At 66.8% G+C, this 22,366-nt stretch carries 17 protein-coding genes and 1 pseudogene; 6 read left to right on the top strand and 12 right to left on the bottom strand.

Annotated elements, in window-relative coordinates:
* Nucleotides 1-5: 5 nt before the first annotated feature.
* The 4 genes from IFT71_RS13860 to IFT71_RS13845 all read right to left on the bottom strand — a co-directional run bounded on the left by IFT71_RS13860 (nucleotide 6) and on the right by IFT71_RS13845 (nucleotide 5,381).
* Complete coding sequence (locus tag IFT71_RS13860) at nucleotides 6-818, bottom strand: transglutaminase family protein (RefSeq protein WP_031396661.1); 813 nt, start codon at nucleotides 816-818, stop codon at nucleotides 6-8.
* Nucleotides 818-1,753, bottom strand: a complete 936-nt coding sequence (locus IFT71_RS13855; protein ID WP_031439469.1) for an alpha-E domain-containing protein — start codon at nucleotides 1,751-1,753, stop codon at nucleotides 818-820. Before IFT71_RS13855 ends, IFT71_RS13860 begins: the two co-directional genes overlap by 1 nt.
* Nucleotides 1,753-3,276, bottom strand: a complete 1,524-nt coding sequence (locus IFT71_RS13850; RefSeq protein ID WP_192097618.1) for a circularly permuted type 2 ATP-grasp protein — start codon at nucleotides 3,274-3,276, stop codon at nucleotides 1,753-1,755. The genes IFT71_RS13855 and IFT71_RS13850 overlap by 1 nt, the downstream gene beginning before the upstream one ends.
* Before the next feature lie 71 nt (nucleotides 3,277-3,347).
* Complete coding sequence (locus IFT71_RS13845) at nucleotides 3,348-5,381, bottom strand: protein-disulfide reductase DsbD family protein (RefSeq protein WP_192141578.1); 2,034 nt, start codon at nucleotides 5,379-5,381, stop codon at nucleotides 3,348-3,350.
* A gap of 70 nt (nucleotides 5,382-5,451) precedes the next feature.
* Between IFT71_RS13845 and IFT71_RS13840 the strand changes: the two genes are divergently transcribed.
* Entirely contained in the window at nucleotides 5,452-7,140 is a 1,689-nt protein-coding gene (locus tag IFT71_RS13840) for an alkaline phosphatase family protein (RefSeq protein ID WP_192142056.1), read from the top strand.
* Nucleotides 7,141-7,261: 121 nt separating this feature from the next.
* On the opposite strand, the gene IFT71_RS13835 is transcribed toward IFT71_RS13840, so the two are convergent.
* Nucleotides 7,262-8,194, bottom strand: a complete 933-nt coding sequence (locus IFT71_RS13835; protein ID WP_192141577.1) for a right-handed parallel beta-helix repeat-containing protein — start codon at nucleotides 8,192-8,194, stop codon at nucleotides 7,262-7,264.
* Nucleotides 8,195-8,431: 237 nt separating this feature from the next.
* On the opposite strand from IFT71_RS13835, the pseudogene IFT71_RS13830 reads away from it, so the two are divergent.
* Nucleotides 8,432-9,631: pseudogene (locus tag IFT71_RS13830) on the top strand (cation:proton antiporter); the annotation flags it as partial.
* A gap of 4 nt (nucleotides 9,632-9,635) precedes the next feature.
* Here IFT71_RS13830 and metH read toward each other — a convergent pair.
* The 4 genes from metH to IFT71_RS13810 form a co-directional block, all read right to left on the bottom strand.
* The gene (gene metH, locus IFT71_RS13825) at nucleotides 9,636-12,263 is read right to left on the bottom strand and encodes a methionine synthase (RefSeq protein ID WP_192141574.1); all 2,628 of its coding nucleotides are present in this window, start codon (nucleotides 12,261-12,263) and stop codon (nucleotides 9,636-9,638) included.
* Between the two features lie 134 nt (nucleotides 12,264-12,397).
* Complete coding sequence (locus tag IFT71_RS13820; RefSeq protein ID WP_192141572.1) at nucleotides 12,398-13,456, bottom strand: homocysteine S-methyltransferase family protein; 1,059 nt, start codon at nucleotides 13,454-13,456, stop codon at nucleotides 12,398-12,400.
* A 128-nt stretch (nucleotides 13,457-13,584) separates the two neighbouring features.
* The gene (gene metF, locus IFT71_RS13815) at nucleotides 13,585-14,529 is read right to left on the bottom strand and encodes a methylenetetrahydrofolate reductase [NAD(P)H] (RefSeq protein WP_107045344.1); all 945 of its coding nucleotides are present in this window, start codon (nucleotides 14,527-14,529) and stop codon (nucleotides 13,585-13,587) included.
* Nucleotides 14,526-15,479, bottom strand: coding sequence for an ArsR/SmtB family transcription factor (locus tag IFT71_RS13810; RefSeq protein WP_031441608.1), 954 nt, complete (start codon nucleotides 15,477-15,479; stop codon nucleotides 14,526-14,528). Before IFT71_RS13810 ends, metF begins: the two co-directional genes overlap by 4 nt.
* A gap of 207 nt (nucleotides 15,480-15,686) precedes the next feature.
* On the opposite strand from IFT71_RS13810, the gene IFT71_RS13805 reads away from it, so the two are divergent.
* Nucleotides 15,687-16,058, top strand: a complete 372-nt coding sequence (locus IFT71_RS13805) for a hypothetical protein (RefSeq protein ID WP_031396521.1) — start codon at nucleotides 15,687-15,689, stop codon at nucleotides 16,056-16,058.
* Between the two features lie 334 nt (nucleotides 16,059-16,392).
* Complete coding sequence (locus tag IFT71_RS13800) at nucleotides 16,393-17,340, top strand: aldo/keto reductase (protein WP_192141570.1); 948 nt, start codon at nucleotides 16,393-16,395, stop codon at nucleotides 17,338-17,340.
* Between the two features lie 38 nt (nucleotides 17,341-17,378).
* On the opposite strand, the gene IFT71_RS13795 is transcribed toward IFT71_RS13800, so the two are convergent.
* Both IFT71_RS13795 and IFT71_RS13790 read right to left on the bottom strand, forming a co-directional pair.
* Nucleotides 17,379-17,765: a response regulator gene (locus IFT71_RS13795; protein ID WP_192141568.1), complete on the bottom strand. Its 387-nt coding sequence runs from the start codon at nucleotides 17,763-17,765 to the stop codon at nucleotides 17,379-17,381.
* A gap of 172 nt (nucleotides 17,766-17,937) precedes the next feature.
* The gene (locus IFT71_RS13790) at nucleotides 17,938-19,323 is read right to left on the bottom strand and encodes a helix-turn-helix domain-containing protein (protein ID WP_192141566.1); all 1,386 of its coding nucleotides are present in this window, start codon (nucleotides 19,321-19,323) and stop codon (nucleotides 17,938-17,940) included.
* Nucleotides 19,324-19,514: 191 nt separating this feature from the next.
* Between IFT71_RS13790 and IFT71_RS13785 the strand changes: the two genes are divergently transcribed.
* Both IFT71_RS13785 and IFT71_RS13780 read left to right on the top strand, forming a co-directional pair.
* Entirely contained in the window at nucleotides 19,515-19,673 is a 159-nt protein-coding gene (locus IFT71_RS13785; protein WP_166746134.1) for a hypothetical protein, read from the top strand.
* Nucleotides 19,674-19,819: 146 nt separating this feature from the next.
* Nucleotides 19,820-20,782: a cation diffusion facilitator family transporter gene (locus tag IFT71_RS13780; protein WP_192141564.1), complete on the top strand. Its 963-nt coding sequence runs from the start codon at nucleotides 19,820-19,822 to the stop codon at nucleotides 20,780-20,782.
* On the opposite strand, the gene IFT71_RS13775 is transcribed toward IFT71_RS13780, so the two are convergent.
* Complete coding sequence (locus tag IFT71_RS13775) at nucleotides 20,776-22,311, bottom strand: aminoacyl--tRNA ligase-related protein (RefSeq protein WP_056675348.1); 1,536 nt, start codon at nucleotides 22,309-22,311, stop codon at nucleotides 20,776-20,778. The two genes, IFT71_RS13780 and IFT71_RS13775, sit on opposite strands and share 7 nt — an antisense overlap.
* Nucleotides 22,312-22,366: the final 55 nt, after the last annotated feature.

Below are 22,366 nucleotides of genomic sequence, written 5' to 3'. Positions count from 1 at the left end.
CACGGTCACTGGCCGTCCCGCGACACGACGACATCGACCTCCAGCCGCTCGCCGCCCTCGCCGAGCCGCGATCCTGCCACCGGCGCGGCCCCTGCAGCATCGAGCGCGACCGCGACCCGGACGTGATGCTCTTCTGGACAGTCGCCGGTGAACGGGTCGAACCCGATCCAGCCCAGCCCGTCGACATGCGCCTCTGCCCAGCCATGCGGTGTCGGACGGTGATCATCCTCGCGTTCGGTCAGAAGATAGCCCGACACATAGCGCGCCGGCGCCCCCAGCGAACGCGCGGCGACGATGAACATCTGCGCAAAGTCCCGCGAGGTGGCGCTGTCGAGCCGGAACGCCGCCGCCGCGCCGAGGTTTGGCTCGGGACGGCCAGGATTGGCGGCAAAGCGTTCGTGCAACGCCTCGTTCACCCGGTGCAGCGCGCCGATCCGGCCCTGCGCAGGGGTCGTGACGCGTGCGGCGAAATCGGCAATGGCCTTGTCCTGTGCGGTGGTCTCGGTCGGCCGGAGGAACAGCGCCGGCGGCAGCACCTCATAAGCGCCGTGGACGACGCCGTCGGAATGGCTGGTCAACACCTCGCCCGTGACGTCGATCTCGATCCCGTCGATCGGGCCGTCGATATAGAGCATCGTGATGGCATTGCCGAACCCGTCGCGCCCCTGCCGCAGCCGGGCATCGCAATCGATATCGATCCGCCACTGCGCGACCGTCTGGTCATGCGTGTTCTGCGGGGTCATGCGGAGCATCTGGACGAGTCGACTCTGCGGCTCGGTGAAGCGATAGATCGTGCGATGATCGACCGACAACCGCATCAAAGGAACTTGAACTGCCGGCCGATCGCGCCGTGGAGCAGCGCATTTTCCTGGATGAAGGCCTGCAGATACTGGTGCAGACCCGATGCGATCACCTCGCCGGATCGGGTTCGCCCCAGCCGCGAGGCACGGAGCCGCGCCATCCGGTCCGCCTCGCCATGCTGGCCGGTGCGTTTCGCAAGCAGATTGAGCACGTCCACCGTCTCCTCGACCGAGGCTGCAAGACTACGCGGCAACTCCGCACGCGCCAGCAACAAATCGATCACGTCGGCCGGCCGAAGGCCGTCATTGTACATCCAGCGATAGGCGGTCACTGCCGACACGGTCTGCAGGATGGTCGTCCACTGGTCGCGATCGATCGCGCCGCCCAGCTTCTGCCCTTCCGGCAACAGGATGTGATATTTGACGTCGAGCAGCCGCGCGGTGTTGTCGGCACGCTCGACCGCCTGGCCGAGCCGGATGAACCAGGTCGTCTGGTTGCGCAGCATGCGGTGGATCGCACCTTCGAACCCGCGCGTCTCGGTCTTGACCGCCTCGACCAGGTTGAGCTGCGCGGTCGTACTGCCGGGGGTCGCGCGGTTTTCGAACAACAGCCACGCGCGGTTGATCGCGGTCCACGATTCCCGCGTCAGCGCGGTCCGCACCGCCTTGGCATTGTTGCGCGCCATGTCGAGGCAGCGGACGATCGATCCCGGATGGCTGGCGTCGAGCGTGAGAAAGCGCACCACGTCGCGCTGCCCAACCGGCACCCCGGTCTTGGCAAAGGCCTCGTCGGTCTCGGTGACCGCCAGCGCCGATGCCCAGGCCGCCTCGCCCGCAGGCTGCGACGACAGCACGTCGAGGCGCACCGTCGCCTCGACCAATCGCGCGATGAAATCGGCACGTTCGAAATAGCGTCCCAGCCAGTAGAGGGACGAGGCGGTCCTCGACAGCATCAGGATTGCGCCTCCGGCCCGGGCATGCCTTCACCGAGGGTCTGCGTCATCCCGCCCAGCGTCTGCGTCATGCCGCCCGCCCCCATCCGCTGCGATTGATCCGCCATCAGGACGAAGCTGTCCTTCGTACCGCCACCCTGGCTCGAATTCACGACCAGCGACCCCTGCTTCAGCGCGACGCGGGTCAGCCCGCCCGGCACGACCTGGACGCCCTTCGACCCGGTCAGCACGAACGGCCGGAAATCGACATGGCGCGGGCACAGTCCGGATTCGGCCATCGTCGGTACGGTCGACAGCGCGAGCGTCGGTTGCGCGATATAGCGATGCGGCTCGGCGATCAGCGCGGCGCGGAAATCCTCGATCTCCTGCTTCGTCGCGGTCGGGCCGACCAGCATGCCATAGCCGCCCGAACCGTCGACCAGCTTGACGACGACATCCTCGAGATTGTCGAGAACATATTTCAGCGCCTGCGGCTCGCGGCACCGCCACGTCTCGACATTGGGCAGCTTGCAGTCGCCACCCGAATAGAATTTCACGATGTCGGGCATATAGCTGTAGATCGCCTTGTCGTCGGCGATGCCGTTGCCCGGCGCGTTGATGATCGCGACGTTGCCCGCGGCATAGGCGGCGATCAGCCCCGGCACGCCGAGCGCGCTGTCGGGACGGAACACGAGCGGGTCGAGATAGTCGTCATCGATCCGGCGATAGATCACGTCGACCTTCACGCGGCCCGCGATCGTCCGCATCCACACGACATCGTCGTCGACGACCAGATCGGCCGCCTCCACCAGTTCGACGCCCATCGTATCGGCGAGGAAGCTGTGCTCGTAATAGGCCGAGTTATAATGCCCCGGCGTCAGCACGACGCAGGTCGGTGCGCTGACGCCGTGCGGCGCAACCGACTTCATCGTCTCGAGCAGCCGGTCGGGATAGCTGTCGACCGCCGCGACGCGGAACTCGCGGAACAGCTCGGGGCAGAGCCGCAGCATCGCCTCGCGATTCTCGAGCATGTAGCTGACCCCCGAGGGCGTCCGCGCATTGTCCTCGAGCACGAAAAAGTCGTCAGGTCCGGTACGTACCAGATCGATCCCGCAGATATGCGCCCAGACCCCGTGCGGCGGGCGCATCCCGGCGATTTCGGGACGGAACTGCGCATTGCCCATGACGAGATCCTCGGGAAGGATCCCCTCCTTCAGGATGCGGCGTTCGCCATAGATATCCTCGAGGAACGCATTGATCGCCTCGACACGCTGGACGAGCCCTTCGGATAGCCGCGTCCATTCGTCATGCAGGAACACCCGCGGGACGATGTCGAACGGGATGATCCGCTCGGCCGCCTCGTTCTCACCATAGACGGCAAAGGTAATGCCGAGCTGCCGAAACGTCGTTTCAGCCGCCTGCTGGCGGCGCCGCAACTCGGCGTCGGGCGTCTCCTCGATCCAGCGGCCCAGAGCGGCCAGTTCGGGACGGACGCGGGTATCACCCGGTGCCCCCATGATTTCGTCGAACGCTTGTTTCCCCATCGAAATGGTAAATTCCCCATCAAGCGTTGCGGTTCCATGCTGCAACGCTTCACCGCGCTGCACAAGCCGGATTAGACGCCCAGCCCCGCCAGCAGCGCCGGGGTGAGCACCTGCGGCAGGACGGTCGGCTCGGCCGCTCCCGGCGCATAATAGAGATAGAGCGGCACGCCGGCGCGGTTATGCGCCTCGATGAAGCGGCCCATGACGGGGTCGCCATCGGTCCAGTCGCCGATCAGCACCGCGACCTTGTTCTTGGCGAACGCGTCGCGAACCGTGGCGGTCTCGATCGCCGCCTTCTCGTTGACCTTGCACGTCAGGCACCAGTCGGCGGTGAAATAGACGAACACACCGCGCTTCTCGGCGCGCAGCGCGGCAAGCTTCGCCTCGCTGAACGCCTCGTCGCCGGCGACCGCCGTCTTGGCCGCGGCCGGCGGCGCGCGGGCGATGACGACCGCACTGCCGACGAACACGATCGCCAGCGCGGCAAGGGTCGCCGCGCCGAACGCCTTGCCCTTGCGCTGCCGGGTGCCGCCGATCCACAGCACCGCGCCGATCGCGAGCACCGCGACGAGCGCGAGCGTCAAGCTGTCCACGCCGGTCTGGCGCCCCAGCACCCAGGCGAGCGCGATCGCAGTCAGGAACATCGGCACCGACAGGACATGCCGAAACGTCTCCATCCACGCGCCGGGCTTGGGCAACCAGCGCCGCCACGCGGGTACGAAGCCGATCGCGAGGAACGGCAGCGACAGCCCGAGTCCCAGCCCGGCGAACACCGCCATCGCCGCGGGCCAGGGCAGCACGAGCGCCGCGCCCAGCGCTGCACCCATGAACGGCCCGGTGCACGGCGTCGCGATGAATGCGGCCAGCGCGCCGGTCGCAAACGCACCGCTCGCACCGCTCTCGCCTGCGAACCGCGGCGTCGGTACCTCGAACAGCCCGGCCAGGTTGAACGCGATCGCGGTGCTCAGCAGCAGCAGCACGATGATCGCCGCGGGATGCTGCAACTGGAACGCCCAGCCGACCGCAGACCCGCCCGCACGCAGCGCGAGGATCGCCGCGCCAAGGCCAATGCACACCAGCACGACGCCCGCGGTATAGGCGAGCGCCTCGTGCCGCGCCTCGCGCTTACTTGCGCCACCGCGCGCGAGGCTGAGCGCCTTCAGGCTCAGGATCGGGAAGACGCAGGGCATGATGTTGAGGATCAGCCCGCCGAGCACCGCGCCCGCAAACGCCGCCAGTGCGGTCGCCCATAGCCCGCCCGCATCATCCGATGGCCCCGCCGCAACGACCCCGGGCGCGGCGCTGACCGCGAGCCCCTGCGCGTCGCCGATCCGCAGCACACCCTCGATCGGCGCCTTGGCCTTGCCATTGGCCGCCAGTCGCGTCGCGATCGTCAGCGTATCGCCCGACCGCGTCACGGTCTGGCGCGCACCATTGTCGATCACGCCGGTGGTGAGGGGGAAGAAATAGGCGTCCTTTGCCCTGGCCCCGGCGGGGAACGGCACCGCGACGCGCAGCACACCCTGGTCGACCGCATAGGTCGCGCCCGCATCGAGCGGCTTGGGGATCGCCCGCCGCCAGCCGGCAAAAGCGCTCGCCTGCGACGGCGCGCCGTCACCAATCGTCAGATCGAGCGCGAGCGCCTGCTCCTCGGGCACGCAGATCGTCGCCGAACAGACCAGATAGGACGTCTTCAGCCGGATCGGCAGCTTGGCGCCCGCCGCCAGCCCCGCCGGCACCTGGATCGTCACGAGCGGCGCATAGGGCGCCTCGTAGACATAGTTCATCAGCCCCGCGATCAGCAGCGTCGTCGGGACGGGCCATTCGGGCTGCCCCACCGTCACTCCGCGCGGCAGCGTCCAGTCCAACGTCGCGGGAAACCCCGCATCGCCCGGATTGGCCCAATAGCCATGCCAGTCCGTATCGGGGGTCGTTGCTATCGCGATGGTCAGCGGTGCACCCGCTTTCGGATGGTCGCTTTCGGCAACTAGGCGCATGCTCAGATGCCGGCTCGACCCGTTGAGCGAGTCCGCCAGCGCCGGCGTCGCCACGAGGCTGCACAGCGCGAGCAGCATCGTCATCAGCACGCAACGTAAACTGCGCATGGCCATCCTTGTTTCGTTCATCGGCCACAGCCATAGCGAGGACGACATCGCATTACATCCGAAAGCAGTCATGCTGCTGCTCGTCAAAGGACTGTCCGTGAAAGCACTTATCGCCGCGTTGCTCCTGACCCCGGCCGCGTCCGTGACCGCGTCTGCGCAGACCGCTCCGGCCCCAGCTTCGGCTCCCGCCCCGGCCGTTGCGGCACCGACCCCCGCAACGCCGCCCAAGCTGATCGTGGCGATCTCGGTCGACCAGTTCGCCGCCGACCTGTTCCAGCAATATCGCAACCACTTCACCGGCGGCTTCTCCCGCATGCTGAACGGGGTGGTGTTTCCGAGCGGCTATCAGAGCCATGCCGCGACCGAAACCTGCCCCGGTCACTCGACCATCCTGACGGGCATGCGTCCCGCTCATACCGGGATCATCGCGAACAACTGGGTCGACCAGCGCGCCGGCCGCCCCGACAAGATCGTCTATTGCTCGGAGGACGAACGCGTCGCCGGCAGCGCGCATGACAGCTACACCGTGTCCGACATGCATCTGAAAGTGCCGACGCTTGGCGAGATGATGAAGGCGCGCGATCCGCGCACCCGTTCGGTCTCGGTCGCGGGCAAGGATCGCGCGGCGGTGATGATGGGCGGCCACAAGGTCGACGAGCTCTGGTGGTGGGACGGCAAGACCTATGTCTCCTATGCGGGCCGCGCGGTACCGCCGGCGGTGCAGCGCACGCGCACCGCGGTCGCCGGGCTGATCGCGCTGCCCCAGGCCGCGCTGCCGCTGCCCGGCTATTGCACGGGCGTGAACCACCCGATCGTGATCGCGGGGAAGACCTATGGCCAGGGCCGCTTCGAGCGCGAGGCGGGCGACGCCAAGGGCTTCCGCGTGTCGCCGGCGTCCGATGCCGCGGTGTTCGCGATGGCGGCGGCGCTGGTGCAGGACATGAAGCTCGGCCAGGGGCCGCAGACCGACATCATCGACATCGGCGCATCGGCGACCGATTATATCGGCCACACCTACGGCACGCAGGGGTCCGAGATGTGCATCCAGATGGCCGAGCTCGACAAGACGCTCGGCGGCTTCTTCGCGGTGCTGGACGAAACCGGCGTAGATTACGAGGTCGTGCTGACCGCCGATCACGGTGCGCACGACGCGACCGAGCGCCAGCAGCAGCGTGCGATGCCGATGGAGGCGCATATGGACGAGAATGTGCTCGCCAAGCAGGTCGGCACCGCGATCGCCAAGGATCTGGGCCTGCCCGGCAGCGTCCTGCTTGGGACCGAGGGCGACGTCTATATCGACGATGCGCTGCCCGCCAAGACACGCGCCAGGGTGCTGACCGAGGCGCTACGCCGCTATCGCGCTCTGCCGCAGGTCGCCGCCGCCTTCTCGGCTGCCGAGATCATGGCGACGCCGATGCCGACCACCCCGCCCGAGACCTGGACGCTGATCGAACGCGCGCGCGCCTCCTATGCCGAGGGCCGCTCGGGCCAGTTCGTCACGCTCCTCAAGCCGCGCGTGACGACGATCGTGTCGCCCGCCGGCGGCTACGTCGAAACGCATGGCAGCCCGTGGGACTATGATCGCCGCGTGCCGATGCTGTTCTGGCGCAAGGGGATCGCCGGGTTCGAACAGCCGCTGTCGGTGGAAACCGTCGACATCGTGCCGACGCTCGCCGCGACGATCGGCCTGCCGGTATCGGGACTCGACGGCCGCTGCCTCGACCTCGACGCGGGCGCGGCGAGCACCTGCCCGAGCTGAGGGAGCCCCGTCGGACCGCTTGAACCCTGTCCTCCCGCCGCCCGTCATCCTGGCGAAAGCTGGGACGACGGGGTCTTGAGCGGCGGCGGTACGAACCCCCCGCTTCCCCCGCAGCCTCGACTTAGCGCGTCTCGAACGCCCGCAACCCCGGGCCCAGCCGGTTCGCCCCCAGCGCCAGCCGGTCATGGCTGTAATCCGCCAGGAACGCCGGGCTGGTCGCATCGCCCGGTGCCAGCCGTGCGTCATTGTCCTCGACGCGCAACCCGGTCGAGCGATAAGTCTTCGCCTCCGCCGCGACGACGATCAGCCCGGTGTGGTTCTCCTTCTGCCGTCCCTGCACGAAGGTGTTGCGCGCGATCAGCCCGGTGGCGCCGTCTGGCAGATCGATCATGTAGTTGGTCTTGCGCCCCGCGCTGTCGTCGAAGCTGTTGTCGGTGATCGAGACGGTCGGCACGCGCAGCTTGACGTAATGCCCTCCGGTTCCGCGCTCGAACCGCGAGCGGGTGATCGTCACGCTACCCTGGTTCGCCAGATACACGGCATGCGAACAGCTCGGCGACTGGTCGCACTGGCCTAGCCCCGAAAAGGTCGACCGGTCGATCGTGATCCGCTGCCCGCTCGGCTCGCCGCCGAGGATGCCCTCCTGGCTGTCGAGGAACATCGCGTTGACGACATTGAGGTCCCCCATCTCGGTGCGGATCCCCGCGCCATTGCCGTCGGGGACGCTGTAGCCGCGAAAGACCAGGCCATCGACGACCGATCCCTGCCCGCGCAGCACCAGTGCCGCCTTCTCCTCGCAGGCGACGCCCTCGAAAATCGCGGTACCCGGCTGCACCGCCTTGAAGGTGATCCGCCCGCCCGCCTGCACCGCGCATTGCCGGTAGGTGCCCGGCGCGATCAGGATCGTCGCGGTGCCGAGCCGGATCGATGAGACCGCCTCCTGCAGCGTCGCAAAGCCTTGCCCATCGACGGTAAAGGGCGCGGCGCGCCGCACCGTCGCCTGGGCCGAGGCGGACGCGGCGACCAGCACGAGCAATAAGAGCGATCGGTTCAAGCAAGGCACTCCCTCATCGGCCAGCCACGATTGCGCCGCCACGCCCCGTCCTTAGCGCGGATGCGCCCCGCCTGCCGATAGCAGGGGCCCGCCCCGCGTCCCGCAATGGCGCAGCCTGCAAACGGATCGACACCGGTTCGACCGTAGCGAAGCATATTGCCGCCGCCTGCCCGGCCGCATACCACCCCGCAGCATAAAGCCGGCGGGGGGGCCCCGACCGCGCGAGAGGGGGAATGCATGCACGCCATGACACCGACGGAGGTCTTCCTCCTTGCGATGCTCATCATCTTCAGCGTCCCCTATCTGGTCTGGCGGCTGGGCCGGACCGATTACTGGGCACCGCTGGTCGTGGTGCAGATCGTCGGCGGCATCCTGCTCGGACCGGGCGTGCTCGGCGCGCTCTTCCCCGATTATTATGCGACGATCTTCACGCCTGCGACAATCGGCTCGCTGAACGGCGTCGCGTGGTGGGCGGTGATGATGTTCGTGTGGGTCGCAGGGATCGAGCTCGATCTCGGCGCGGCATGGCGACATCGCGGCGAGACCGCGGTTACCGCCGGCCTTGCGCTGGCGGTGCCGCTCGCGACCGGCAGCATCGCCGCCGCGCTGATGCTGCGCTATCCGGGCTGGGCAGGCGTGTCGGGCGCGCGGTGGCAGGTCATTCTGGGCATCGGCATGGCCTGCGCGGTCACGGCGCTGCCGATCCTCGTGCTGTTCCTCGAAAAGCTCGAGGTCCTGCGTGAGCCGATCGGCCAGCGCATTCTGCGCTATGCCAGCCTCGACGATATCGCGATCTGGGGCGTGCTCGCGCTGATCCTGCTCGATTGGGAGCGGGTTGGCCGGCAGGCGGGCTTCCTGGTCGGCTTCGCAGTCGCCACCCTGCTGATCCGCCGACTGATGGTGCGGATCCCGGAGCGCGATCGCTGGTATGTCAGCCTGATCTGGCTCGCCGGCTGCGGGTTCGCCGCGGACTGGGCAGGGCTGCATTTCATGGTCGGCGCGTTCCTGTCGGGCGCGGTGCTCGACGCGAAATGGTTCGACCAGATCCGGATGGACGACTTCCGCCGCTTCGTGCTGCTCGCGGTGATGCCGGTGTTCTTCCTGTCGACCGGCCTGAAGACGCAGTGGGCGGTCGGCGGGATCGCGGTGTTCGCCGCCGCGGCATTGCTGTTGTTCGCCTCGGTCGGCGGCAAGCTGGCGGGCGTCCACGCCGCCGGGCGGATCCTCAAATGGCGCCCAGGCGAGGCGTCGGCGATCGGCTGGCTGCTTCAGACCAAGGCGCTGATCATGATCATCTTCGTCAACATCCTGCTCGACAAGGCGATCATCACCAACGAGACCTTCACCGCACTGCTGCTGATGGCGCTGGCCAGCACGATGCTGACCGTGCCGATGGTCGCGCCGAAATTGAAGAAGCTGGCATCGTTGGTCGGGCGTNGGTTCAGTCCAGGTTCGGCCGCAGCCAGCGCTCCGCGATCGGCAGGTCGACGCCGCGGCGCGCCGCATAGTCTTCCAGCTGGTCGCGACCGACGCGGGCGACACCGAAATACTCCGCCTGCGGGTGGCCGAAATAGAAGCCCGAGACGGCCGCAGTCGGGAACATCGCGAAGCTCTCGGTCAGTTCAAGCCCGGTCGCGGTCTCGGCATCGAGCAGGTCGAACAGAATCGGCTTGAGGCTGTGATCGGGGCATGCGGGATAGCCCGGCGCGGGGCGGATGCCGCGATACTGTTCCTTGATCAGCGCATCGTTGGTCAGCTGTTCCTCGGGTGCATAGCCCCACAGCTCCTGACGGACATGCTTGTGCAGCCGTTCGGCAAACGCCTCGGCAAAGCGATCGGCGAGCGCCTTCAACAGGATGTCGTTGTAATCGTCATGCCCCGCCTTGAACCGCGCGATATGCTCGTCGATCCCGTGGATGCCGACCGCGAACCCACCGAACCAGTCGCCTGCGGGATCGACGAAATCGGCGAGGCACATGTTCGCGCGCCCCTCGCGCTTCGAAATCTGCTGGCGCAGCATCGGCAGGCGCACGTCCTCGTGCGGCATGTCGTGGCGGCGCGTGTGCGAGACGACCACATCGTCCCCCTCGCGCCGCGCCGGCCACAGCCCCACGACCCCGCGCGGCGTCAGCCATTTCTCCGCGACGATCGTGTCGAGCATCGCCTGCGCATCCGCATAAAGCGAACTCGCGCTCTCGCCGACGACCTCGTCGGTCAGGATCGCCGGGAAGTTGCCCGCCAGCTCCCAGGCGCGGAAGAACGGCGTCCAGTCGATATAGTCGCGCAGATCGGTCAGGTCCCAGTCCGCGAACACATGGACGCCGGGCTTCGCGGGCGCCCCGGGCTTTAACGAGAAGTCCGCGACGAACCCACGCTCGCGCGCCGTCTCGATCGGGATAAGCTCGCTCTGGCCCTTGTTGGCCCGCGCCACCCTCACCGCTTCATATTCGTCCGCGGTCTTGGTCACGAACTCGTCGCGGATCGTGTCGCTGACGAGCGTCGACGCGACACCCACCGCGCGGCTCGCGTCGAGCACATGGACGACCGGACCATCATAGGCGGGCGCGATGCGCAGCGCGGTGTGAACCTTCGAGGTGGTCGCACCACCGATCAGCAGCGGCATCGTCATGCCCGCGCGCTTCATCTCCTCGGCGACGGTCACCATCTCGTCGAGGCTCGGGGTGATGAGGCCCGACAACCCAATCATGTCCGCGTCATTCTCGTTCGCGGCCTCGAGGATCTTCGACCACGGCACCATGACGCCCAGATCGACCACGTCGAACCCGTTGCACTGCAGGACCACGCCGACGATGTTCTTGCCGATGTCATGCACGTCGCCCTTGACGGTCGCCATGATGATCTTGCCCTTGCCGCGCGCGCCGGGCTCCTTGGCTGCCTCGATGTAAGGCAGCAGATGCGCGACCGCCTTCTTCATCACGCGCGCCGATTTCACGACCTGCGGGAGGAACATCTTGCCGCTGCCGAACAGGTCGCCGACGACGTTCATCCCGTCCATCAGCGGGCCCTCGATCACCTCGATCGGGCGACCGCCATTGCCGTCGATGATCAGCCGCGCTTCCTCGGTATCCTCGACGACGTGCAGGTCGATGCCCTTGACCAGCGCATATTCGAGCCGTTTGTTGACGCCTAGCGAACGCCATTCGGCGGCCGCCTTCTCCGCGACGACATCGGTGCCGCGATACCGCTCGGCGAGCTGGACGAGCCGCTCACCCGCTTCGGGATCCTTGTTGAGCACCACGTCCTCGACCGCCTGGCGAAGTTCGGGGTCGATATCGTCATAGATGTCGAGCTGGCCGGCGTTGACGATCGCCATGTCCATGCCCGCGGGGATCGCATAATATAGAAACACGCTGTGCATCGCGCGGCGCACGGGCTCGTTGCCGCGGAACGAGAAGCTGAAGTTCGACAGCCCGCCCGAGATATGAACGTGCGGGCAGCGCGCCTTGATCTCGCGGCACGCCTCGATGAAGTCGACGCCGTAATTGTCGTGCTCCTCGATCCCCGTCGCGACCGCGAAGACGTTGGGATCGAAGATGATGTCCTCGGGCGGAAAGCCGATGCCGACGAGCAGCTTGTAGGCGCGCTCGCAGATCTCGACCTTGCGGTCCTTGGTGTCCGCCTGCCCGACCTCGTCGAACGCCATCACGACCACCGCGGCGCCGTATGCCATGCACTTCTTGGCTTGGCTGAGGAACTGCTCCTCGCCCTCCTTCATGCTGATCGAATTGACGATCGGCTTGCCCGAAACGCACTTCAGCCCCGCCTCGATCACGCTCCATTTCGAGCTGTCGACCATGAACGGGATCCGCGCGATGTCGGGTTCGGCGGCGATCAGCTTCAGGAACGTCGTCATCGCGTGGTGCGCGTCGAGCAGCCCCTCGTCCATGTTGACGTCGAGCACCTGCGCGCCGCTCTCGACCTGCTGGCGCGCGACCTCGACCGCGGCGGGATAGTCGCCCGCCATGATCAGCTTCTTGAAGCGAGCCGAGCCGGTGACGTTGGTGCGCTCGCCGATGTTGACGAAGGACGTGGAGGAAGGAGTGGTCATCGGTTCATTTCTTCCCCCCCTCCCGCAAGCGGGAGGGGGTCGGGGGGTGGGCGCCCGCCATCCGCGGGCCTGGTCGTTGGGGGAGAGCGCGAGCCCACCCCCTGCCCCCTCCCGCCTGCGGGAGGGGGAGAAAGTCAGGCCGCCATCGTGAACGGTTCGAGCCCGGCAAGCTTGGTCCGCACCTCCGGCCGCGAGACCGCCCGCGGTTCCAGCCCGCGCACGCCGTCCGCCATCGCCTTGATATGCGCAGGCGTCGAGCCGCAGCAGCCGCCGAGCACGTTGACCTGCTTGGCCACCGCCCATTCGCCGACCAGCCCGGCGGTCGTCGCCGGCATCTCGTCATATTCGCCGAGTTCGTTGGGCAGCCCGGCGTTCGGGTAGATCATGATCAGCGTGTCGGCGATGCCGGACAGGGTCTTCACATGCGGCCGCAGCTGCTCCGCACCGAACGAGCAGTTGAGCCCGATCGTGATCGGCTTGGCATGGCGCACCGCGTGCCAGAACGCCTCGACCGTGTGCCCCGACAGGTTGCGGCCCGACAGATCGGTCAGCGTCATCGACAACATGATCGGCACGTCGCGCCCGAGATCGTCGCCCGCCTCGATCGCGGCCATGATTCCGGCCTTGGCGTTGAGCGTATCGAACACCGTCTCGATCAGGATGAAGTCGACCCCGACCCCCTCGCCGCCTTCGAGCAGCGCATCGATCTGTTCGCGGTAGACGCCCTTCAGATAATCGAAGTCGATCTCGCGATAGCCCGGATCGTTGACGTCAGGGGACAGCGACAGCGTCTTGTTGGTCGGCCCGATCGCACCCGCCACGAACCGCGGCCGGCCGTCCTTGGCCTCATATTCGGTCGCGAGCGCCCGTGCGATCTTCGCGCTTTCGACGTTGATCGCGCGGACCAGATGCTCGGCGCCGTAGTCCGCCTGCGAAATCACGTTCGCGCTGAACGTATTGGTCGAGACGATATCCGACCCCGCGTCGAGATATTCGCGCGTGATCGTCTGGGGTACGTCCGGCCTGGTAATCGCCAGAATGTCGTTGTTGCCCTTCTGGTCGTGGCTGAGCCCGAGGTCGCCCGCATAGGCCGCCTCGTCGAGCTTCCAGTTCTGGATCTCGGTGCCGAACGCGCCGTCGGTGATCAGGATGCGCTTGGCGGCTTCCGCGTTGAAACGTTCACGTGGTGTCATCGATTGGACTCCCCCCTCCCGCAAGCGGAAGGGGTCGGGGGTGGGCGCCCGCTATCCTCGGGCGGTATCGTTGGGGGCGAACGCGAGCCCACCCCCGGGCCCCTCCCGGCTGCGGGAGGGGTGATGAATTATGCCGCGGCGACCTTTTCGCTCGGCTTCGCGCGGACGCCGAGCATGTGACAGATAGCATAGGCGAGTTCGGCGCGGTTGAGTGTGTAGAAGTGAAAATCCTTCACGCCCCCCGCATAGAGCCGTCGGCACATCTCGGCTGCGATCGTCGCCGCGACCAGCTGTCGGGCCGCCGGATGATCGTCGAGCCCCTCGAACAGCCGGTCCATCCAGGCCGGGATCTCCGCCCCGCAAGCGCTCGCGAACTTGCGCGTCTGCGCGACGTTCGAGACCGGGAGGATACCGGGCAGGATCTGCGCGGTGATTCCCGCTGCGGCGACCCGGTCGCGGAACCGGAAATAGGCTTCGGGCGAGAAGAAGAACTGCGTGATCGCCCGCGTCGCGCCTGCGTCGAGCTTGCGCTTCAGGTTGTCGAGATCGACGTCATGCCCGCCGGATTCGGGGTGGCATTCGGGATAGGCCGCGACCGAAATCTCGAACGGATGCAGCCGTGCCAGTCCGGCGACCAGCGCGGCCGCATTCTCATACCCGCCGGGATGCGCCTGATAGGGCTGACCCAGCGTCGGCATGTCGCCGCGCAGCGCGACGATGTGCCGTACGCCGGCCGCCCAATATTCCTCGGCAACCTGATCGATCTCGGCCTTGGTCGCCTCGACGCATGTCAGGTGCGCGGCGGCGTTCATCGACGTCTCGCGCTGGATTCGCGCGACGGTCGCGTGCGTCCGCTCGCGCGTCGACCCGCCCGCGCCATAGGTCACCGACACGAAATCGGGACCGAGCGGCTCGAGCGTGCGGATCGCATCCCACAGCTGGGCGTCCATCTTGTCGCTCTTGGGCGGAAAGAACTCGAAGCTGATCCCCACATCGCCCGCGAGGTCGGCAAAGAGCGGTTCTTCGAGCGCACGACGCGCCTCGGCCAGTTGGGGAATAGTGATTGTCGTCATGCCGCCTTCACCTCACGCAAACTCAAGCCAATCCTGCGGCCGAGCCATAATTTCACCGTCAGCTCACCGCCCTCGAGCGTCTCGACCCGCGCGGTCTGCAAACCGGCCGCGTCGAACCAAGCCGTCATCTGATCGTCGGCAAAGCCGAGACGCGTATGCGCATCGCTCAACCGCAATTCCTCGCGGTCGTGGCTCGCGAAATCCGCGATCAGCAACCGCCCGCCCGGCGCCAGCACGCGTGCCGCCTCGCGGACCGCGGCGCCTGGCTGCTGCGCGAAATGGAGCACGTGATGCAGGATAGCGACGTCCGCCGCCCCGTCGTCGAGCGGCAGCGCGTACAGATCCGCCTGCCGCAATTCGGCATGCGCCATGTCGTGGAGCTTGGCGCGCGCCAGACGCAGCATCTCCGAACTGCGATCGATCCCCAGCGCCAGTCGGGCATGTCCACCGAACAGCTCGAGCATCCGACCCGTCCCCGTGCCGATGTCGATCAGCGTACCGACCCGCGCATCGCCGAGCATCGCCGCCATCGCCGCCTCGACCTCGCTTTCGGCGACGTGCAGCGAACGGATCGCATCCCATTCGTCGGCATGCCCCTCGAACCACGCCGCCGCGCTCGCCGCTCGATCGGCGCGCACCGCAGCAAGCCGCGCCGCGTCGGCAACCGCCCAGTGATCGGGTTCAGCCTTGGCCCAGCTATCGAGAGCGGCAGCGACCGGATCGACGACATCGCTGCGCCCCACGCCGACGAATACCCAGCTGCCCTCCTTGCGACGCTCCGCCAGACCGGCATCGCACAGGATCTTCACATGGCGCGACACGCGCGGCTGGCTCTGTCCGAGCACCTGCGCGAGTTCGCCAACCGACAGCTCCATGCGACGCAGAAGCGCGAGAATACGCAATCGGGTCGCATCCGCCATCGCACGGAAGATTTCGAGCGCCATCGTCATGGGCAGTCATATAAAGAATTCTTTATATGAGGTCAACGCAGGCCGTAGCGTGTCGCTGGAGTAATGCTGGCCTCAGGGTCGGCCCGACCTCGACGGATCGGAAACGCTTGGCCGGCGTTCGAACACGCGATGAACTGGAAAGCGTCCGGCTCACAAGCGTCAGGTCCGTCCGGATCGACGCTGAATTTGATGATGGGAGTGTTATTCATGAAGAAGTTTCTGATCCCCGCGCTGGTCCTGACGGCCGGCCTCGCAGCGTGCAGCAACAATGCGCAGAACGAGACCGCGGAAGCCGCGAACGCCATCGCGGCGGACGCAAGCGCGACAACCCAGAACGCGGTTGCCGATGTCGATGCCGCCAGTGATCGTGCGCTCGGCTCGGCTGAGGCGTCGCTCGACAATGCCGGTGCGCGCATGGACAACGCCGCTGACCGCCTTGACGCCAGCGCCGACCGCGCTGGCGAGCGCGCAGAGGCCAATGCAGACCGTGCGGGTGCTGCGATCAACAACAGCGCCGACCGCGCAGCAGACGCCACGGGTAACGCACTGACCCGCGCCGGCAACGCGATCAAGGACTAATCCCCGTCACGGATCGCCCCGCACCGCGTCGTCCGACCGCGATCCGGTCGATGGTCCTACGCTCCCGGCCTGTCTGGTCGGGACGCGGACTATCGACGGGATTCGCGTCTGGCGGCCGGCTCGGGGCGGTTCTGTCTCTGGTCCTGCTGGGCGCCTGTTCCCCGACTCCGGAACAACCCGGCGCGGTCACGCGGGACGAGGCAGCGCAACTCAACGATGCCGCGACCATGCTCGACGCGAACAGCATGCGCCCCGACGGCCCGCCCCCTGTTGGTAACTCGACCGCTGACGGCACGATACCGTCCCACTCCCCTTCGCAAAGCGACCAGCCCCAATGATGAATCGCCGCCTTGGCTCGACCGATCTCAAGATCGCCCCCCTAGTTCTCGGGGGGAATGTGTTCGGATGGACAGCGGACAAGACCGCCAGCTTTGCGGTCCTCGATGCGTTCGTCGCGGGTGGCGGGACGATGATCGACACTGCCGACATGTATTCGTCATGGGTGGACGGTCATGAGGGTGGCGAATCCGAAACGATGATCGGCGACTGGCTGCGGACGAGCGGCAAACGTGACGACGTGCTGATCGCGACCAAGGTCGGTATGTTGCCGGGTGAAGGTGGCGAAAAGCTCCAGCCGGCGCGCATCGCGGCAGCGGCCGAAGCATCGCTCAAGCGTCTCGGCACGGATCGCATCGATCTCTATTATGCGCATCAGGATGACGACACGGTATCGCAGGAGGCTGTCCTCGAGGCGTTCGGCAAACTCGTCGATGCCGGAAAGGTGCGCGTGATTGGTGCGTCGAACTTCCACGCCGCACGCCTGAAATCCGCGGTGGACGCCGCAAAGGCCAGCGACCTGCCGCGCTATCATGTCCTCCAGCCCGAATATAATCTCGTCAGCCGCGACAAGTTCGAAGGCGAATTGCAGGATTACTGCGTGACCGAAAATATTGGCGTTCTTCCCTATTACGGTCTCGCATCGGGCTTCCTTACCGGCAAATACCGCACGCCCGACGATCTGGGCGCAAGCGTTCGCGGCGGTGGCATGCGCGACCTCCTCGACGGAAAGGGGAAGGCAGTCCTCGACGCGATGGATGCGGTCGTCTCGGACACGGGCGCCAGCCACGCGCAGGTTGCGCTCGCGTGGCTCCTGGCACAGCCCGGGATTACCGCACCGATCGCGAGTGCTACCAGCGCACGTCAGATCGAGGATCTTCTGCCCGCGATGACGCTCGAGCTTTCGGATGCGCAGCTTTCGGCGCTGACGCTGGCGGGCGCATGATCCGTCCCGCGCCCGGGTGACCGGGCGCGGTCTATGCCTCAGCGGAAATGGTTCACCAGGTTCGAATAGTCGTAGGGCTTCTGAAAAAAAGCGACGCCGTCGGGCAGACCTGCGGCTTTGCTCGGCCGCTGGCCGGACGTGACGACGACCTGGATCCGCGGCCAGCGCCGGCGAATGATCGCGGCGAGGGCCAGCCCGTCCATCGAGCCCGGCATGTCGATATCGGTAAAGACCGCCGCGACATCGTCACGCGACGTGAGGATCGCCATGGCCTCGTCCGCATCGTCGGCGACGAGCGTCGACATTCCGGCATCCTCGATCCGCGCCGTTGCGGTAATTTGAACAAGCAGATGATCTTCGACAATCAGAACGATCCCCGCAGCGGGGCGTCTGATCAATGGCGGTGCGAACAATGGAAACCCCATACACAAATTCAGGGTCGGCTCACGATCGGTCCGCCTGAGGCAGGTCGGGACGCGTGAGGCGCGAACCCGCTATGAACGGTCGGCGGCGAATTCGGACGCATCGCCGACGCGGATTTTCGTCGCATCACATGCGTCCTGTCGCATTCCTGGCGCGTCCAGCCGTATCGGCCATTCAGTCGCCGACGAACGTCAGGGCCGAGGTGCGACGCTCGCGTTCGTTGACGATCAATGCGCGGCCTGCGGGGGCTGCGGAACGCTGCGGGCAATCCGCGCGGAAGCATCCGCGACAGCCGATGCCGATCGGCATGGCCGCGCCCGTCAGATCGATACCGCTCGCAGCGACCAGCCCGCGCGCGAGCGCCGCCTCGACCCCTAGTCCGATCGCGAACTCGGCGCGCACCGCCCCGAAGCGACGCCCCTGGGGACGCACCGTCCGCGCCATCGTCAGCCAGCGCGCGCCATCCTCCATCTCGACCAGCTGCACCACCAGGTCCCCCGGACGATCGAACGCGTGATGGAGTTGCCACAGCGGACACCGGCCCTCGGCCTCGACCAGTGCCGCGCCGCTCGCGCCGGGATAGCGCTTCGACGCCTGCCCGGCGCGGTCGATCCGGATCATGAAGAAGGGAAGCCCCCGCGCGCCCACCCGCTGCAACGTCGTCAGCCGGTGCGCGACCTGCTCGAACCCTGCGCCGAACCGACGCTGCAGCAGCTCGATATCGTAGCCGGTCGCCTCGCACCCGCGCAGGAACCGCGCATAGGGCATCATCACCGCCGCCGCGAAATAGCTCAGCAGATGGCGCCGATAGAGCCGTTCGGCAGCGCGGTCGGTGAAGCCCGCGGCCTTGGCCAGCGCATCGACCTCCGCCTGCGCCTCTATCTGGCCAAGCTGGAACGCTACCGCGAACGTCCGTGATGCGGGGTCGAGCACTTCGCTCAGTTGCAGCTGGCGGGCATGGAGATCGAGCCGCCGCAGCGTGTCGGGCAGCACGTCGGCGGGCAGGACGCGGATCGTGATGCCGTGTTTGGCGCGCAGACGCTCGGTGATCGCCCCGTAAAGGTCGCCGGCACCCAGCCGCAGCTCGTCCGCCAGCGCTTCGGCGGCGGCGTCGAGATCGGCAAAGTGATTCCGCCACCGCTCGATCTCGCGGCGCACCAGTGCGACCGGGTCGTCGGATGGCGCGATCGCACCATCCCCCTCCCCCATTCGGTCGAACACACGCGCAAAGGCCTCGGCACCACCGGGCGCGCTGGCCAGCCATTCCTCGACCTCGTTGCGGTCGATCGCCAGGTCGGCGAACATGGGGTGCGCCAGACGACGGCGGATCGCCTCCGAACCGCCGCCCGGTTCGGCCGCTGCCAGGGTCCGCGGATCGAAATCGAAGCTTTCCGCCAGTTTGATCAATAGCGTTGCGGAAATCGGCCGCTGGTTGCGCTCGACCAGATTGAGGTAGCTCGGGCTGATCGAAAGCATCTCCGCCATCGCGGCCTGGGTCAGTCCGGCCCCGCGTCGCAGCCGCCTGACCGCGTGCCCTGCCAGTAGTTTGCGCTCGGCCATTCCACCTCCCCGTCCTTGTCACGATAGTTACAGAGAGACAGGGTCCGCGCAACGCGCAACGACAGCACAACCCGGCCAGGCTGTCGCTCACGCTTCCAAACCCCGCAAACCTCAGGCTTTATGATGTCATCGCCGCCCCGGTTGCTCGAGTTTGTAAACGGGGAGACACATTCGCCATGAAGGAGATGGGCATGACGACCGAACCAATGCGCGCCCGCGCCGTTTTCTCGACCGCAGATTTCGAATTGCTCAAGGAAGCGATTGGCGAATTGATCACCAAGGTCTCGGTCGACGACGTCAAATTGAGCCGCCTCAGCGCGCTGTATCACCGACTCGGCCGGCTCGGCTGACCGACACCGTTCGACGGGCATTTCGCCAACAGGCGCGCACGTCGGACCGAGCGATTTCCTGGGGAGGAAAAGGGCCCATTGGTGCACAGGCATCGATGGGCTTTTCCGCGTCTGGCCGACGCCGCCGTCCTCGCCTAGGAGGCGGTATGGCCGATGGAATTCTCAACAAGATCAAGGACGATATCGTCCTTTACGGCGCACTTGCCGCCAATCTCGGCATCGCCGTCGCAAAGTTCGTCGCCGCGGGGCTGACCGGCTCGTCGTCGATGCTGACCGAGGGTGTCCATTCGCTGGTCGACAGCGGCAATCAGATCCTGCTGCTGTACGGGCAATCGCAGGCGAAGCAGCCGGCGGATGCCGCCCACCCGTTCGGCTATGGCCGCGAGCTCTATTTCTGGGCGTTCGTCGTCGCGATCCTGATCTTCGCGGTGGGCGCGGGCGTGTCGATCTATGAAGGGTATCGGCACATGCTGCGGCCCGAGCCGCTGTCCGACCCTCTCATCGCCTATATCGTTCTGGGCGTCGCGGTTCTGCTCGAGGGTACCAGCTGGACGATCGCAGTTCGCGAATTCGCCAAGTCCAAGGGGGATTCGGGCTGGTGGACCGCGATCCACCGCTCGAAGGACCCGGCAGGCTTCATCGTCCTGTTCGAGGATTCGGCGGCGCTGGCCGGGCTGCTGATCGCCGGGCTCGGCATCTGGGCCAGCCACGCCTTTGCCGACCCCCGGATCGACGGCGTCGCGTCGATCCTGATCGGCCTGATCCTCGCGCTCGTCGCGGTGATCCTGGCACGCGAATCGAAGGGGCTGCTGATCGGCGAGCGTGCGGACTCCGCCGTGATCGCGACGATTCGCGGCATCGTCGCAGCGCACCCTGGAATCGCCGCGGTGAACCATGTCCGGACGATCCACACCGCACCCGACAGCATCTTCGCCGCGATCAGCGCGGACTTCGTCGACACGCTGACGATGGGCGAAGGAGAGACGATGATCGAGGCGATGGAAGGCGAGCTCCGCGCTGCGGTGCCCATGCTCGCCTCGATCTATATCCGTCCCGAAAAGCGCGAGAACGCCGTCGTGGTTCACGAGGGCGTCCCGGAGGATCAATAGGCGCGGGCGATCAGGATCCGCTCGACCGCAGGCTGACCGGTGAAGATGCAGGCGCCATCGTCGCATCCGGTCTGGCCGATCGGCGCGTTGCGGATCGTCAGCTTGAGCGCCTTCAACCGCTCGACCACCGAGTCGAGCGCCGCGCCCGTCGGCTTCGCCCAGCGCACATCGACCCAGCCCGGGTTCTTCACGCCGTCGGCAAAGTGAGTCTCGAGCGCCGCAAAGTCGTCGATCGGCACGATGTTGGCGCGCAGCCGCTCCATCGACTCGACGTGCAACGCCCCCTGCACGTCCGCCAGCATGCCCGACACCGCTTCGACAAAGGCATCGCGCGGGGTCGCGACGCTGTCGAGCTTGCCGTCCTCGCGGTAGAGACGGTCGCGGCGGATGACCGAGACGTTGCCGCCCGCCATGTCGCGGCCGCCGACCTCGATCACGATCGGTGCACCCTTCTTCACCCAGCCCCAGCGCTTGGTCGCCGCCTTGGCGGGTTTCAGATCGAGCAGCGCGCGGACCGGCTCGCCGAGCGCGGACTGCTTGGCGAGTTCGGCCTGAAGCGACTTGCAATAATCGACGATCGCCGCGTCGTCGGGATTGTCGCGGAGCATCGGCACGATCACCACCTGCCACGGCGCGATCATCGGCGGCACGCGCAGGCCGTCGTCGTCGCCGTGAACCATGATGACGCCACCGATCATCCGCGTCGACACGCCCCAACTGGTGGTGTTGGCCAGCTCGAACTCGCCGGCTGCGTTCTGGAAGCGGATGTTCTGCGCCGAGGCGAAATTGGTGCCGAGGAAATGCGACGTGCCCGCCTGGAGCGCCTTCCCGTCCTGCATCATCGCCTCGATCGAATAGGTCGCGACCGCGCCCGGGAAGCGCTCATTCTCGGGCTTCTCGCCCGCGATCACGTGGAGGCCGAGGCACTCTTCGGCGAAGTCGCGGTAGACTTCGAGCATCTTGAGCGTCTCGTCGCGCGCCTCGTCGACGGTCGCGTGCGCGGTGTGCCCCTCCTGCCAGAGGAACTCGCTGGTGCGCAGGAACATGCGCGTGCGCATTTCCCAGCGGACGACATTGGCCCATTGGTTGATCAGCACGGGCAGGTCGCGCCACGACTGGACCCAGCGCGCGAACGCGGCGCCGATGACCATCTCTGACGTGGGGCGCACGACCAGCGGCTCTTCGAGCTTGGCGTCGGGATCGGGCACGAGCCGGCCATAGCCATCCGCCTTCAACCGGTGATGCGTGACGACCGCCATTTCCTTGGCGAATCCGTCGACATGCTCGGCCTCCTTCTCGAAATAGGAGAGCGGGATGAAGAGCGGGAAATAGCAATTCTCATGCCCCGTCGCCTTAATCCGGTCGTCGAGCAGACGCTGGATCCGCTCCCAGATGCCATAGCCCCAGGGGCGGATGACCATGCAGCCGCGGACGCCGGATTCCTCGGCGAGATCGGCCTCGGTGATGACGGCCTGGTACCAGGCGGAGAAATCCGCCTCGCGGGTGACGGGGAGTGCGCGCTTTATCATGGCGTCGCGGATAGCGGCTGCGACTGGGTTCGTCACTATGCGTTGCGGCGTGGAT

This window comes from Sphingomonas sp. CFBP 13733, from assembly GCF_014841795.1.
GTDB lineage: Bacteria > Pseudomonadota > Alphaproteobacteria > Sphingomonadales > Sphingomonadaceae > Sphingomonas > Sphingomonas aerolata.
This window is presented reverse-complemented; position numbering and strand designations above follow the sequence as displayed.

Bases quoted from the DNA above. Each gene is read 5' to 3' on its own strand.
- IFT71_RS13780 (WP_192141564.1), top strand. From the start codon at position 19,820: ATGGCCGATGGAATTCTCAACAAGATCAAGGACGATATCGTCCTTTAC.
- IFT71_RS13800 (WP_192141570.1), top strand. From the start codon at position 16,393: ATGATGAATCGCCGCCTTGGCTCGACCGATCTCAAGATCGCCCCCCTA.
- IFT71_RS13840 (WP_192142056.1), top strand. From the start codon at position 5,452: ATGCTGCTGCTCGTCAAAGGACTGTCCGTGAAAGCACTTATCGCCGCG.
- IFT71_RS13845 (WP_192141578.1), bottom strand. From the start codon at position 5,381: ATGCGCAGTTTACGTTGCGTGCTGATGACGATGCTGCTCGCGCTGTGC.
- IFT71_RS13795 (WP_192141568.1), bottom strand. From the start codon at position 17,765: ATGGGGTTTCCATTGTTCGCACCGCCATTGATCAGACGCCCCGCTGCG.
- IFT71_RS13805 (WP_031396521.1), top strand. From the start codon at position 15,687: ATGAAGAAGTTTCTGATCCCCGCGCTGGTCCTGACGGCCGGCCTCGCA.
- IFT71_RS13850 (WP_192097618.1), bottom strand. From the start codon at position 3,276: ATGGGGAAACAAGCGTTCGACGAAATCATGGGGGCACCGGGTGATACC.
- metF (WP_107045344.1), bottom strand. From the start codon at position 14,529: ATGACGACAATCACTATTCCCCAACTGGCCGAGGCGCGTCGTGCGCTC.
- IFT71_RS13810 (WP_031441608.1), bottom strand. From the start codon at position 15,479: ATGACGATGGCGCTCGAAATCTTCCGTGCGATGGCGGATGCGACCCGA.
- IFT71_RS13790 (WP_192141566.1), bottom strand. From the start codon at position 19,323: ATGGCCGAGCGCAAACTACTGGCAGGGCACGCGGTCAGGCGGCTGCGA.
- IFT71_RS13860 (WP_031396661.1), bottom strand. From the start codon at position 818: ATGCGGTTGTCGGTCGATCATCGCACGATCTATCGCTTCACCGAGCCG.
- IFT71_RS13855 (WP_031439469.1), bottom strand. From the start codon at position 1,753: ATGCTGTCGAGGACCGCCTCGTCCCTCTACTGGCTGGGACGCTATTTC.
- metH (WP_192141574.1), bottom strand. From the start codon at position 12,263: ATGACCACTCCTTCCTCCACGTCCTTCGTCAACATCGGCGAGCGCACC.
- IFT71_RS13820 (WP_192141572.1), bottom strand. From the start codon at position 13,456: ATGACACCACGTGAACGTTTCAACGCGGAAGCCGCCAAGCGCATCCTG.
- IFT71_RS13785 (WP_166746134.1), top strand. From the start codon at position 19,515: ATGACGACCGAACCAATGCGCGCCCGCGCCGTTTTCTCGACCGCAGAT.
- IFT71_RS13775 (WP_056675348.1), bottom strand. From the start codon at position 22,311: ATGATAAAGCGCGCACTCCCCGTCACCCGCGAGGCGGATTTCTCCGCC.